The 13,588-nt window shown below is 63.1% G+C and carries 13 protein-coding genes; 4 read left to right on the plus strand and 9 right to left on the minus strand.

The window, feature by feature from the left end; translation table 11 throughout:
* Position 1 precedes the first annotated feature (1 nt).
* The 3 genes from JWP26_RS05235 to JWP26_RS05245 form a co-directional block, all read right to left on the minus strand.
* A complete protein-coding gene (locus JWP26_RS05235) occupies positions 2-793 on the minus strand; it encodes an ABC transporter permease (protein WP_299724537.1) in 792 nt (263 codons plus the stop codon).
* A 67-nt stretch (positions 794-860) separates the two neighbouring features.
* Positions 861-1,619 carry an ABC transporter ATP-binding protein gene (locus JWP26_RS05240; protein ID WP_299724539.1) on the minus strand — a complete coding sequence of 253 codons (759 nt, stop codon included), beginning with the start codon at positions 1,617-1,619 and terminating at the stop codon, positions 861-863.
* 128 nt (positions 1,620-1,747) lie between these two features.
* The gene (locus JWP26_RS05245; RefSeq protein WP_299724540.1) at positions 1,748-2,746 is read right to left on the minus strand and encodes an ABC transporter substrate-binding protein; all 999 of its coding nucleotides are present in this window, start codon (positions 2,744-2,746) and stop codon (positions 1,748-1,750) included.
* Between the two features lie 224 nt (positions 2,747-2,970).
* On the opposite strand from JWP26_RS05245, the gene JWP26_RS05250 reads away from it, so the two are divergent.
* Together JWP26_RS05250 and JWP26_RS05255 are read left to right on the plus strand one after the other, a co-directional pair.
* The gene (locus JWP26_RS05250; protein ID WP_299724407.1) at positions 2,971-3,366 is read left to right on the plus strand and encodes a RidA family protein; all 396 of its coding nucleotides are present in this window, start codon (positions 2,971-2,973) and stop codon (positions 3,364-3,366) included.
* Complete coding sequence (locus tag JWP26_RS05255; RefSeq protein WP_299724542.1) at positions 3,363-4,160, plus strand: creatininase family protein; 798 nt, start codon at positions 3,363-3,365, stop codon at positions 4,158-4,160. Before JWP26_RS05250 ends, JWP26_RS05255 begins: the two co-directional genes overlap by 4 nt.
* Before the next feature lie 3 nt (positions 4,161-4,163).
* Here JWP26_RS05255 and JWP26_RS05260 read toward each other — a convergent pair whose 3' ends face one another.
* Positions 4,164-4,367: a hypothetical protein gene (locus JWP26_RS05260; protein WP_299724409.1), complete on the minus strand. Its 204-nt coding sequence runs from the start codon at positions 4,365-4,367 to the stop codon at positions 4,164-4,166.
* Between the two features lie 126 nt (positions 4,368-4,493).
* Here JWP26_RS05260 and JWP26_RS05265 point away from each other — a divergent pair, with 126 nt between their 5' ends.
* On the plus strand, positions 4,494-5,525 hold the full coding sequence (locus JWP26_RS05265) for an Ldh family oxidoreductase (RefSeq protein WP_299724411.1): 1,032 nt from the start codon (positions 4,494-4,496) through the stop codon (positions 5,523-5,525).
* 10 nt (positions 5,526-5,535) lie between these two features.
* Here the strand turns inward: JWP26_RS05265 and JWP26_RS05270 are convergent, their stop codons facing one another.
* From JWP26_RS05270 to JWP26_RS05290, 5 genes are all read right to left on the minus strand, one after another.
* Complete coding sequence (locus JWP26_RS05270; protein ID WP_299724413.1) at positions 5,536-6,843, minus strand: alpha/beta fold hydrolase; 1,308 nt, start codon at positions 6,841-6,843, stop codon at positions 5,536-5,538.
* Between the two features lie 8 nt (positions 6,844-6,851).
* The gene (locus JWP26_RS05275) at positions 6,852-7,805 is read right to left on the minus strand and encodes an ABC transporter permease (RefSeq protein ID WP_299724415.1); all 954 of its coding nucleotides are present in this window, start codon (positions 7,803-7,805) and stop codon (positions 6,852-6,854) included.
* Entirely contained in the window at positions 7,802-8,743 is a 942-nt protein-coding gene (locus tag JWP26_RS05280; protein ID WP_299724417.1) for an ABC transporter permease, read from the minus strand. Before JWP26_RS05280 ends, JWP26_RS05275 begins: the two co-directional genes overlap by 4 nt.
* A complete protein-coding gene (locus JWP26_RS05285) occupies positions 8,740-10,584 on the minus strand; it encodes an ABC transporter ATP-binding protein (protein WP_299724419.1) in 1,845 nt (614 codons plus the stop codon). Before JWP26_RS05285 ends, JWP26_RS05280 begins: the two co-directional genes overlap by 4 nt.
* Before the next feature lie 84 nt (positions 10,585-10,668).
* The gene (locus JWP26_RS05290) at positions 10,669-12,414 is read right to left on the minus strand and encodes an ABC transporter substrate-binding protein (protein WP_299724421.1); all 1,746 of its coding nucleotides are present in this window, start codon (positions 12,412-12,414) and stop codon (positions 10,669-10,671) included.
* A gap of 241 nt (positions 12,415-12,655) precedes the next feature.
* Here JWP26_RS05290 and JWP26_RS05295 point away from each other — a divergent pair, with 241 nt between their 5' ends.
* On the plus strand, positions 12,656-13,570 hold the full coding sequence (locus tag JWP26_RS05295) for a dihydrodipicolinate synthase family protein (protein WP_299724423.1): 915 nt from the start codon (positions 12,656-12,658) through the stop codon (positions 13,568-13,570).
* Positions 13,571-13,588: the final 18 nt, after the last annotated feature.

Raw genomic sequence — 13,588 nt, forward strand, 5'->3', positions numbered from 1 at the left:
CTCAGTTCTCCCGCCGAATGGCGCTTTCGTGCCAGCGATGCAGCACCAGCCAGGAGACGAACGAGGTCAGCCCGTAAATAGCGATGCCGGTGCCGCATAACATGATCAAAGCCGCGAACATGCGCGGCAGATTGAGCCGATACTGGCTTTCCAGCAGCCGGAACGCCAGCCCCGAGCCTTGCCCGGCGGAGCCCGCGGCGAACTCAGCCACCACGGCGGCGATCAGAGACAATCCCCCGGCAATGCGCAGTCCGGCCATGAAGTAGGGCATCGAGGCTGGAATCTTGAGATAGAGCAGCGTCTGCCAGCCATTGGCGCCATAGAGCTCGAACAGGTTGAGCAGGTTATGATCGACGCTTTTGAGCCCCTGCACCATGTTGGAGAGGATGGGGAAGAAGGCCACGAGGAAAGCGCAGATCATCAGCGCGCTCTGGGTATCGGGCGCGTAGATCAGGATCAGCGGCGCGATGGCGATGATCGGGGTCACCTGCAGGATGACGGTGAACGGCGACAGCGCCAGCTCCAGCCATTTGGACTGCACGATGATGATGGCCAGCGTCACCCCGCCGACCAAAGCGATGGCCAGCGCCATGACGGTGATGCGCAGGGTCACCCAAAGCGCGGGCCACAGCGTCGATGAGTCGGTGAACAAAGCCACAGCGGCGTCACCCGGGCCGGGCAGGATATATTTGGGAATGCCATTGGCGGTGACGATCCATTGCCAAGCAGCGATGCCCAGTGCCAGCGCCACCAGCGGCACGACGACCTGCATGACTTTTTCATTGCTCGACATGCGCGGCAGCAGCACCGCCACAGCGCTGTCGGTGCCTTTTTCGGCACTGGCCTTGAGATCGGTCATGTCAGCTCTCCGCCGATTGAATGGCGCTCTGCAGCGCGTCCGACACCTTTTGGCAATTGGCGCGGTAGAATTCCGAGACCCGATAAGCGCCGTCGCGCACAGCCGGCTGAGCGATTTCGAGATCGGTGAACACCTGGCCCGGCCGTGCCCGCATCACCACGATCCGGCTCGACAGGTAGGCGGATTCATAGACCGAGTGCGTGACGAAGATCACGGTGATGCCGGTCTGCTGCCAGAGCGTCAGCACATCGTCGTTGAGCTTCTGGCGGGTGATTTCGTCGAGCGCCGCGAAGGGTTCGTCCATCAGCAACAGCTTTGGACGGGTGACCAGCGCCCGGGCGATGGAGACACGCATTTTCATGCCGCCGGACAACTCTCGCGGATAGGCGTCGGCAAAATCCGCCAGCCCGACGCTGGTCAGGTTTTCCATGACCTTGTCGCGCGCCTCGGCCTTGCGCACGCCGCGCAGTTTGAGCGGCAGGTGCACATTGCCGAATACCGTTTCCCACGGCATCAGCGTCGGCTCCTGGAACACGAAGCCGACATCGCCCTCGGGCAGGCCGTGCGAATTGATCTTGGAACTGGGCCAATCGATGCTGCCCGAACTGGCGGCGCCGAGGCCGGCAATGATGCGCAGGGCAGTGGACTTGCCGCAGCCCGAGGGGCCGAGCAGCGAGATGAACTCGCCACCGCGCACATCCAGCGACATGCCCTTGAGCGCCAGCGTGCCGTTGGAAAACACCTTGCTGACATTGTTCATGGCGACGACGAGGCGGCGCTGCGGGGTAACCGAAGACGGGGCTTCGGCAAGAGATAAATCGGTCACGAGCGAACCCACGTTAGGGCTGAACGGCGCGGACAGGATTGCCCGCGCCGATGGTCGTCGGGTTACTTGGCTGTTGCGAGGTCCATGCCGACGCCCTTGCAGACGAACTGGGTCGTATAGGCCTTGGAAATATCGATGCCGGCTTCGTAGACGCCCGCTTCCACCATGCTGTCGTAGAATTCCTTCCAGCGCGCGTCGGTCATGCAGCCAATGCCCTTGGTCTCGGCATCGCCGGAGACCACGATCCCGTATTCCTTCAACTTGGCGATGGAGTACTCGATCTGACCATCGGTCATTTCGGGATTGTCCTTCTTGATCAGGTCATTGGCGGCCTTGTTGTCGCCGTAGAGATAATTGTACCAGCCGATTTCCGTGGCATCGACGAAGCGCTGCACCAGGTCGGGGGTCTTTTCGACAATCTCCTGGCGCGTCTCGATGGTGGTGGAATAGGGTGCATAGCCGGCATCGGCGAGCAGGATAACCTGTGGCTCGGTGCCGGTCTGCTTGCCGATTTCATAGGGCTCGGAGGTCAGGTAGCCCTGCTGCACGGCCTTGGGATCGGCGATGAACGGGGCCGGATTGAAGGTATAGGGCTCGTACATCTCGTCCTTGAAGCCCGGGAATTTGGCCTTCATCCATGGCCAGTAACCGGCAAAGAAGCTGTCCTTGCCCATGATCAGCTTGCTGGCGCCGACCAGGCTGGCGACATCGGTGAAGCCGGCTTCGGGATGGGCCAGCAGAACCTGCGGGTCCTTCTGGAAGATGGCCGCGACGGTAATGCCGGGGATGCCCTGCTTGACGTCGTCGATGGTGGACATGCCGCCCATGTAGAAATCGATCTGGCCGGCGATCAGCAATTGCCCGTTCGGCGCCTGCGGCCCGCCTTGGCGGATGGTCACGTCGAGACCATACTTGGCATAGGTGCCGTCGGCGACGGCTTGGTAATAGCCGCCGTGTTCGGCCTGGGCGAGCCAGTTGGTGCCGAACGTCACCTTGTCCTGCGCGGCGGCGAGGCCAGTCAGGCTCCCCAAGACCAATGTGGTCGTGGCGGCCAGTGTCATGAACTTCATCTCGATCTCCAAAGCTCCGGACGTGCACCCGTCCGGTCGTGGTGAATTCTTGTGCGCCTATGAGGCATGCCCATTCTTTGCGTCATATCGGGGCCATGGAAAGCTAAAAATGCGGCATATGGAAATATTGCCTGCATTGGGTGCAAATCGTGCGCGACGGGCTTGCAATCGGTTTTAGTGCAGCTAACATTCCCGCCTCAAGGAACCCCACCCGCATGGCCACGTCGCTCGCTCCCCCTGATATTCATCCGCCCTTTGCCCCCTATAGCCACGGCATGAGCGTGCCCGCCGGGCAGCAGCTTGTGTTCGTCTCCGGCCAATTGGGGATCGATGCCCAAGGCGTTGTCCCGGTCGATTGTGCCGGGCAGGCGCGCATCTGTTTCGACAATATCGCGGCGGTGCTACGCGAGGCCGGACTGGGGCTGGAACACGTCGTGCGCATCAATGCCTATGTCACCGGCCGCGAGCATTTGAGCGCCTATATGGGCGTGCGCAATGGGCTGTTTGCCGAGCCGTATCCGGCCTCGACCTTGATGATCGTCAGCGGCTTTGCCCGGGCCGAGTTCGTCGTCGAGATCGAGGCAGTCGCCGCTGGTCCAATGAAGGAATAAACATGGCGCGCAAGATTTGGTGGACCGACTTTTCCGCGTCCGACTTCGAGGGCCTCGACCCCAACAAGACCATAGCCATCATGCCGATCGCGGCGGTGGAACAGCATGGCCCGCACCTGCCGGTGGGCACCGACACCATCATCAACCAGTCCATGCTGGACCTGCTGGTCACCAAAATTCCCGACACCATGGACGTGCGTATCCTGCCGGTGCAGGCGGTCGGCAAGTCTAACGAGCATATCTGGGCCAAGGGCACCATCAGCCACAAGGCCGGCAACTTGATCGACGCCTGGACGCAGATCGGGCTCGAAGTCGCCCGCGCCGGCATCAAGAAGATCGTCTTCGTCAATTCCCACGGCGGCAATGAAGAGATCATGGGCATCGTGGCGCGCGAGCTGCGCGTGCAGGCCGGCATGCTGGCCGTCAAGAGCGGCTGGCGGTTCACCCCGCCCGGCGTGCTGAGCGACCTCGAACGCCGCCACGGCATCCATGGCGGCGACGCCGAAACCTCCTTGATCCTGCATTTCCGGGCCGATCTGGTCGACATGTCCAAGGCGCAGAATTTCGTCTCCATCGCCGCCCGCGATGAGGCGGAGTTCAAATACCTCCGCCCCACAGGCGCCTTTGGCCACGTCTATGCTTGGATCGCCTCGGACATCAATCCGGGCGGCGCGGTGGGCGATGCGACCCTCGCCACGGTCGAAAAAGGCCGCATCATCGCCGAAGCCAATGCGGAGGGGATGCTGGAAGTCTTAGCCGAGGTCGAACGCATGCCGCTGCCTGGCACGCGCTAATCCTCATCGGCCCGAGGCGCTAGGCAGTTTGAAGACCTCGATAATGCGCATCATCGCGACCAGATGCGTGTTCTCGGCCGTCTTCGGCTCACGGCATTTCACATGGGTGACGACGGTGAACCGGGCGCCGTTGCGCTCGCCCGAAGCGGCGAATTCGAGCCGCTGCCACCGCTGTGAATATCGCGCCCAGGTTACCTGAAACTGCATGCTTCAGCTTTAGCCAGTCTCCCATCACCGATCAAGGCGATGACAATGGCTCGATGGGTACAGAGTTTGACTGAATGAGATGATTGTGCACAGTGTGTCGACAGTTTGTCGCAATGGAGTGCAGCCATGACCCACCCCGAACAAGAGCAGCGTCTTTCGCTAGCCGATATCGAGACCCTGGCTCGGGATGTGCTGCTTGCCAGCGGGGTTTCATTGGCCCATGCGGATGCGATCGCGCGCAATGTGACGGCGGCCGAGGCCGACGCGTGCCGCTCGCATGGCGTCTACCGTTTGCTCGGCTATGTGAGGGCGGTGGCCAGCGGCAAGGCCGACGGCGAGGCGGTGCCGGTCGTGACCCAGACATCGCCCGCCATCGTCAAGGTGGATGCGGGCCGGGGCTTCGCGCCGCTGGCCAATGAGCTGGCGCGGCCCGCCTTGGTCGCAGCGGCGCAATCATTGGGCATCGCCGTATTGGCCATCAACAATTGCTATCACAATTCGGCAATGTGGGTCGATCTGGAGCCACTGGCGGAGGTCGGCCTGGTGTCGATCGGCCTAACGGCGGGGCAGCGCAGCGTGGCGCCACATGGGGGCAGCAAGCCGGTGTTCGGCACCAACCCGTTCGCCTTTGGCTGGCCACGACCGGACGGCGAGCCTTTCGTGTTCGATTTTGCCACCAGCGCCGTGGCGCGGGGCGAAATCGAGCTGCATCAGCGCGCCGGCAAATCCATTCCCTTGGGCTGGGCCGTCGACGCGGAGGGCCGCCCGACGACCGATCCGGCGCTGGGGCTTGCGGGCGCCATGTTGCCGTTCGGGGGCCACAAAGGCACCGCACTGGCGCTGATGGTCGAGCTGCTGGCCGGGCCGATGATCGGCGATCTCACCAGCCAGGAATCGTTCGCCGAGGACGAAGGACGCGGCAGCCCGCCCCTGGGCGGTGAACTCATCATCGCTTTCGATCCGGTGCGGTTCCTGGGAGACGATGCCGCCGAGCACATGGCCCGGGCGGAGACGCTGTTCTCCAGCATTTCCCAGCAGGACGGCGTGCGCCTGCCGGGCGATCGCCGGCTGGCTGCTCGCGCGCAATCGGCGCGCGAGGGCGTGCTGGTACCCAAGCGTTTGTTTGACGAACTCCAGGCGATCCGAGCCCGCGGTTAGCTGGGCACGATCAGCTTGAGGCGAGGGGACCGCCGCTTTCGGCGACCATGCTGAGCAGCCGCTTGAACACATTGGCGCTCTGGCGGATGCCGTCATGCTCGAACTCATTGGTGATCCAATGGTTGAGGTTGCCCACCTTGCCGGCCGTCTCCAGCGACAGGCCCGCATCCACATACATGTCGTCGTGATAGATGATCGCGGCGACCGGAATATCGTTGGCGGCGAGTAGAGGCAGGTCGTAGAGCGGGCTGAATTCCGCACGCTGCGCCAGGGCTTCGGCCCCGGCCCGGAAGGGCCGTAGCGAACGGATGTCGTCGAGCATCCAGGGGAACATCATTTCGCCCGTAAACAGCAGGGGACGGGCCGTGGTGGCGAACTGGGGCAGCGTGTCGCGCACCCGCTGTGCCGCCCAGGCCGTTGCCCCGGCGCCTGCGCCGTAAATGCTCTCCTGCAGCACCATGAACAGCGGATTGCCGTCGTAACTGGTGGCGTGCATGACCTCGGCGAGGAAATGGTCGGACAGGCGATCGCGGCTCGGCGCGGCGAAGGCCTCATCGACCAGCCAGTGGATGTTTTCGAAGCCCGGCGCCATGCCGAAATCGATGCCCACGGTCTGCAGGCGTCTGACGGTGAGCAGGTCGCCATCAGGCAGGCGAACTTCATTGTTGTCGATGAAGTCGGCGAGGGCCGCGACGGTGGCTGTATCATCGGGGTAGCGCTTGTAATAGCGCCGGTTCTTGGCTTCGACGCGGGGATAGGTCAGCCGATAAACCGCTTCGGCCGATGGCGTGATGCTGGCAAGGCCGCCGGCGACATAGCAGGCGCCCAGGCCATCGGGCGCCTGGCTCAGATAGGTCATGGTCAGGAACCCGCCATAGCTCTGGCCCAGCGATTGCCAGCGCACGCCGTCGAACACGGTTTTGCGCAGGTGTTCGAAATCGGCAACGATGGAATCGGCGCGGAAATGGGCGAGGTAGTCTCCCGCCGCCTGCGGGTTGGCAAAGCCCGCCATGGTGGCGGCATCCACCGGCGTGCTGCGGCCGGTGCCGCGCTGGTCGGGCAGGATCACCCGGTGGGTCTTGAGCGCTTCGCCGAGCCAGGCCGGGCTGGTGGTCGTCGGCCGGGGCGACTTGCCGCCGGGGCCGCCTTGCAGGAACACCAGCAGGGGCAGCTTTTCATCCTTCTTGGTCGGATCGACCACCTCGCGAGCAAACAGCTTGATGGTCGGGCCGTCGCGGTCGCCAAACCAGTCCAGCGGCACATCGACGAGATGGTCGCGGATGTGGCGGCCGGGCATGGTGTATTGCGAGATGAGCATAGCTTCTCCTAGCGCACGCGCGGATCGAGCAGCACGTATAAAATGTCGACGATGATGTTGGAGAGGACGATGAAGAAGCCGCCCAGCAACACCACGCCGATGATGATCGGCCGGTCCTGGTTATTGACCGCCTGCACTGCCAGCGCGCCCACGCCCTGCAGGCCATAGACCTGCTCGATGACGATGGCGCCGCCCAGCAACAGGGCAATATCGGCGCCGAGCTGGGTCACCAGCGGCGTCAGGGTTGCGCGCAGGCCATGCTTGAACACGACCTTCGTCTCGGACAGGCCCTTGGCGCGGGCGGTGCGGATATAGTCCTCGCCCATCACCTCCAGCATCTGCCCGCGGGTCAGGCGCGCATAGACGGCGGCCGTGGTCAGCGCCAGCGTTGCCCAGGGCAGGGCCATATGCCAGGCCCAGATCGCTGGATTGGGCCAGAAGGCCTTGAAGCCGCCGGCAGGAAATAGCGTGAAGCCGGCCTGGCGCGGCAGGAAATAGAACACATAGAGCGACATCATCCCCAGCACGAAAGTGGGAAAGCTCAGCCCGATCAGGATGAACCCCTGTCCCAGCCGGTCGCGGAAGCCGCCGGGATGGCGCGCCGACATGATGCCGATGGGAATGCCGACCGCCAGCCAAAGGATGACGCCGCCGGCCACCAGCGACAGCGTGGCGGGCAGTCGGTTGGCGATCAGCGAGATGACAGGTTGCTGGTTGCGATAGGAAAAGCCTAGATCGCCGCGCACAGCCTTGCCGATAAAGTTGATATATTGCTCGTGGATAGGTCGATCGAGCCCCAGATTGGCGCGGATTTGGATCAGTTGCGCCTCGGTGGCCTTGTCGCCGGCCACCATGCGCGCCGGATCGCCGGGGGCGACGAAGAACAGGAAGAACACGAAGGTGCTGAGGACCAGAAGGATCAGTGCCGCAAAAGCGACGCGGCCGGCGAGAAAGCGGATCACGGTTTCGCTCCCTTCGGCTTGACGCGGATCGGCCGCGCCTTGGGATCGAGCGCGTCGCGCAAGCCATCGCCAAGGATGTTGAAAGAGAGCGTCGTGAACAACAGCGCCAGCCCCGGAAACAGCACCAGCCACCAGGCGACCAGATAGATCGAGTTGGCGCCCGCATCGGCCAACATGCCGCCCCAGCTCGGCGCCGGCGGCACGATGCCGAGACCGAGGAAGGACAGCGTGGCTTCGAACACGATGGAGCCGGGGATCATCATCGTGGTGTAGACAATGATGGGGACGCTGAGATTGGGCAGGATATCGACGATCATGATGGAGAGCGAGCCGGCGCCCAGCGAGCGGCTGGCCTGGACAAACTCGCGTTCCCGCAGCGATTTGACCTGGCCGCGAATGACGCGGCCCATCGTGGTCCAGCTAAAGAACACGATGACGCCGATGCTGAGTGACAGACTGGGCCCGAACACCGAGACCAACGCCAGCGCACACAGCAGGAAGGGCACGCTCATGATAAGGTCCATGGCGCGGCTGAGGACGGCATCGACCCACCCACCCAGGAAGCCGGCGAGCATGCCCACGGTAATCCCGATGAACGCGGCCAGAAGCGAAGCCACGACGCCCACCAGCAGCGAGACACGCGCGCCATAGGCCAGTCGCACCAAAACGTCGCGGCCCAATTGGTCGGTGCCGAGCCTGAATTCGGCGTTGGGCGCGACCGGCAGGCCGGTGGGCGAGAGGCCCGTCTGACGGAATTGCTCGATCGGGGAATGGCCGATCCAGGCCTCGACCAGCGGCGCCGCGGCGGCAAAGGCCACCAGCAGCACGATGAAGATGAAAGCGACCAGGCTCGCCCGATCGCGGATCAGGCGGCGCAGGGTCAGGTCGAGCGAGCTGCGCTGGACGACGGTGGGTGGGGTGGTTGCCGACGTGCTCATGCCGGAGCTCCCCAGATAGTTTCGACCAGTTGACGTGTGCCGCGGCCCTTTTGCGGTGGGGGCACCACCGAGGCGGCCAGCAGGGTGCGCGTATAGTCGTTTTGCGGATCGGTATAGATCGCCTCGGCCTCCGCCAGTTCGACGATCTTGCCCTTGTTCATGACGGCGATGCGGTCGCAGACCTGCCGCACTACGGCGAGGTCATGGGAAATGAACAGGTAGGTCAGGCCCAGCTCCTGCTGTAGCGAGCGCATCAGGTTGAGCACCTGCGCCTGGATCGAGACGTCGAGCGCCGAGACCGGCTCGTCGAAGATGATCAGCGCGGGATTGAGCGCCAATGCTCGAGCGATCCCGATGCGCTGGCGCTGCCCGCCGGAGAATTCGGAGGGAAACCGGTTATAGTGCTCCGGATTGAGCCCCACGGTCTCCATGAGGTCCTGCACCCGCCACTTGCGGTCGGCCCCGCTGGCCACTTGATGCAGGCGGAACGGATCGCCGATGATGGCGCCGACACGCCGCCTGGGATTGAGCGAACCGAATGGGTCCTGGAACACCAGTTGCACGCGCTTGCGCATCTCCTTCCAGCCGGCATGATCGAGGGTCGCCATATCCTTGCCATCGAGCAGCACGGAGCCGCTGGTGGCCGGGATCAGCCCGGCGATGACGCGCGCCAGCGTGGACTTGCCGCAACCGCTTTCGCCCACGAGACCAAGGGTTTCGCCGCGCCGCAACTCGATATCGATGCCCTTGAGCACCTCGTATTTGCCCGCCTTGCTGAAAAACCCACCGGTAGCAAAGCTCAACTCGACATTGTCCACCTTGAGCACGACCGGAGCCGTGGCGTCGGCATTGCGTCCACTGACCGCTGCACGTTCCGCGTGGATCGGCTCGACCGGCGCTTCGAGCCAGCAGAGGGATTCTACGCCGTCGCTGAACCGCCGAAGGGGCGGGCGCTGGGTTGCGCATTTCGGCATGGCATAGGCGCAGCGCACTGCGAAGGCGCAGCCCGCCGGCATGTGCAACAGGCTGGGCGGCCGGCCGGGAATGGCCACCAACTCTTCGCCGGCCGCATAATTGGATGGCGACGAGGCCAGCAGGCCCGCCGTATAGGGATGGCTGGGCGCGTGAAATACGGCGGCACTGGAGCCGAATTCCATGCGGTTGCCCGCATACATGACCATCACCTGGTCGGCCACGTTCGAGAGTAGCCCCAGGTCATGGGTGATCATCACGACCGTGGTGCCGAGTTCCTTGCGCATCTGGTCGAGCAGGGCGACGATCTGCGCCTGCACGGTGACGTCGAGCGCGGTCGTGGGTTCGTCGGCGATAATCAGCGGCGGATTGAGCACCAGCGCCATGGCGATCATCACGCGCTGGCGCATGCCGCCGGAATATTGGTGGGGAAAGCTGTCGAACCGTTCAGCCGCGTTGCCAATGCCGACCTTGGTCAGCATGTCGACGGCGCGAGCGCGCGCGGCCTGCGGGCTGACCTTTTCGTGGGCGTGGATGGCCTCGGTGATCTGGGCGCCGATACTGTAATAAGGATGCAGGCTCGAGAGCGGGTCCTGAAAGATCATACCGATCCGCGCGCCGCGCAATTTCTGCAATTGCCGCGGCGGCAGGGTCAGCAGGTTGCGGCCCTCGAAAATGACTTCGCCGGTGACATCGGCGAAGGGCAGAAGGCCCAGGATGGCCTGCATCATCACGCTCTTGCCGGAACCTGACTCGCCCGCAATGCCGAACAGGCCGCCGGCCTCGACGCTGAACGACACGTCCTGCACGGCGTGAATTGTTCCATCCTCGGTGGGGATGGAAACGCTGAGATGGCGCGCTTCGAGCACTGGCAAAACCGCACCGCTTTCTGCTGGAGGCAAATGAAAACGGCCCGAACCATGGATTGGTCCGGGCCGCGGGAGATTTATCGCTTAGCGCTGCAGCCAGACATTGGTCCAGTCGCCCTGTACGCCCAGGGAATACGGCTGGAAGTTCTGCACGGCCTCGCCATGATAGAGCACGATGAGGTTGGCGATGAGCGGCACCACCGGCGCATCGGCCATTACCAGTTCGTCGACCTGGCCCCAGAGCTTGCCGACTTCTTCGGCGGTCGGGGCATTGATGGCCTGGTCGGCCAGTTCATTGGCCTTGTCGTTGTTGTAGTCGGTGTAGTTGTAGGTCTGATGCGTGCCGTTGAAGGTGAACTGCGGCTGGAACACCGAGCGCGCAGCGCCGCCTGCCCAATCCGGAGTCCAGCCGACGGGCGCGATGTCCCACGTGCCGTCCTTGGTGTTGACCTGATTGGTCATAAACTTCGAATAATAGTCGGCCGGTGCAACCGGGGTGAGTTCCAGCGTGATGCCGGCCAGCGCCATCGAGGCCTGGATGGTCTGCGCGATGGTGGGCTCGATACCCTTGTTGCGGTAGGGCATTTTCAAGGTAATGCCGTTCGGATAGCCGGCTTCGGCCAAAAGGGCCTTGGCCTTCTCGATGTCGCCCTTGTCGCCCTCGGTGGGGTAGAGGTTGAACTCGTGATAGCCGAGCACGCCAACGCCAAAGATGCCGTTGACCGGCTTGGAGATTTCCGGGCCACCCTGTTGCTGCACCACGGCCGCCTTGTCGACGGCATAATTCAGCGCCTGGCGAACGCGGATATCCCGCAAGGCACCCTTGTTGTTGTCCGAGACGGTGTTGATGAAGATGAAGTTGGTATTGCCCGACGATACCGTCATCAGCTTCTCGTCGCCCTGCGCGCTGAGCAATTGCAGCACGGCGGGCGGGATGGTGACGTCATAGGTCATGTCGCCGTCGCCGGACTGCAATTGCTGCATGATGGCGTCGACCGGCAGGCCGAAGGTGAGCTGGATTTCGTCCACATAGGCCTTGCGCAGCGGATCAGTCTCGGCGACCCAGGCCGGGTTGCGTACGAGCTGCAGAGCGCTGTCCGGCGTATAGGCGGCCGGCGTATAGGGGCCGCTGGCGATGAAGTTGGTGCGGTAATCGGGGCTATCGGGCAGATAGTCGAGCGCCTCGATCGGCTCGGGCGACGAGGTGGGCAGCGACAGCATGAAGATGAAGTCGCCGGCCCGCTGGGTCAGCTTGATGACGATGGTTTCGTCATCCGGCGTTTCGATGCCGGCAATGTCGTTGCCTTCGATATAGGCCTTCATGGCTTCGACCGTCGGCTCGACCTTGGCGAACCCCTCGCAGAAGGCGGAGAGGCCAGTGATGAGGTCGGTATAGTAGGTGAGCGCTGCCGAACCCAAAGCCGGGTTGCACATGCGTTTGACGCCGCGCTCGAAGTCCGCCGAGGTAATCTGGCGCGGACCCGCTGGCGTGTTCCAATTGGCGCCCTGGCGCAGCTTGAACGTGTAGGTCAGCCCGTCATCGGTCGGCTGCGGCACTTCGGTGGCCAGATCGCCGGCGGGCGTTACGCGCACCAACTCGTCCGTCGAGGCCGCATATGAAATGAGCTGCCGCGTTGTCGCGCGCAGGAAATTGTTGGTCGTAACCAGCGCCGCGGACGTGGGATCGAAGTGGTCGAGATCTTCGGTGCCCAGAATGCGCAGCGTGCCGCCGGGCTGGCCTTCCTGTGCCTGAATGGCGGGAATACCGGCCAGAGCCGTCGTGGCAACCAGTGCCCCCACAAAGGCAAGTTTTTGGAATTTCCTGATCATGAACGCTCCCTCCGAGCAATTGCAGTCTCGTCGTTCTATCCGCCCGAGAGCGGCTGTGGTCGCATTGACACAAAACAAATCCTTGCTGTCAACCCATTTGTCGACAGTTTGGCGACAATGAAATAAGGTCATGAGGCTCACCAAAATCTCTCTGTGCAGAGATATGATTTTCTTGTCGACAAACTAAATACAAGACGCTAAACATGGCCTCAAACACACACCCTGCGGCATGGAGAATTTTATGAACAAGAGCGACTTCAAGGGCGTCCTCCCCGCGATCACCACCAAGATGACTGCCGACCAGGAAGTGGACCTCGCCGGCGTTCGGGCCGACGTGGCCTTTCAGATTGAAGCGGGCGTCGATGGCATCATCGTGTGTGGCTCGCTCGGCGAGGCATCCAGCCTGATTGCCAGCGAGAAGCTAGCGATCGCCAAGGCCGCGATCGAGGAAGCCGCCGGTCGCGTGCCCGTGCTGCTGACCATCGCTGAAGACTCCACCCGCGCCGGCGCGGCGCTGGCTGCCGAAGCCGAAAAGATCGGCATCAAGGGCCTGATGGTCCTGCCGGCAATGCGCTATCTGGCCGATGACCGCGAAGTCGTGGCCCACTATCGCGCCATCGCGGCGGCGTCGAGCCTGCCGATCATTGTCTACAACAATCCCCTGGCCTATGGCATCGACATCAGCGAAGCCATGCTCAAGGAAATGGCCGACGAGCCCAAATTCGTCGCCATCAAGGAATCCACCGGCGACACGCGTCGCATCAATGAGACCATCAAGGCTCTGGGCGACCGCTACCAGTTGCTGACCGGCGTCGACGACCTGGCGCTGGAAAGCCTGATCCTGGGCTGCAATGGCTGGATCGCCGGTCTCGTCGTGGCCTTCCCCAAGGAAACCGTCGCCATCTACAAGCTGGTGCAAGAGGGCCGCATTCCCGAAGCGCTGGAAATCTACCGCTGGTTCCTGCCGCTGCTGCACCTCGATATCGGGGCAAAGTTTGTGCACAATATCAAACTGGCCGAGCACATCGTGCGCGGCACCTCGCCCGTCATGCGTGCACCCCGGCTTGAGCTGGTGGGCGCCGAAGCCGCCCATATCCGCGCAGTGGTCGAGGACGGGCTCAAGAACCGTCCGAACCTGGCCAAGTACGGCTTCTAGTTTACGGATTTACGCATT

The organism is Devosia sp. (genome assembly GCF_028290435.1).
In the GTDB taxonomy this organism is placed as follows: domain Bacteria; phylum Pseudomonadota; class Alphaproteobacteria; order Rhizobiales; family Devosiaceae; genus Devosia.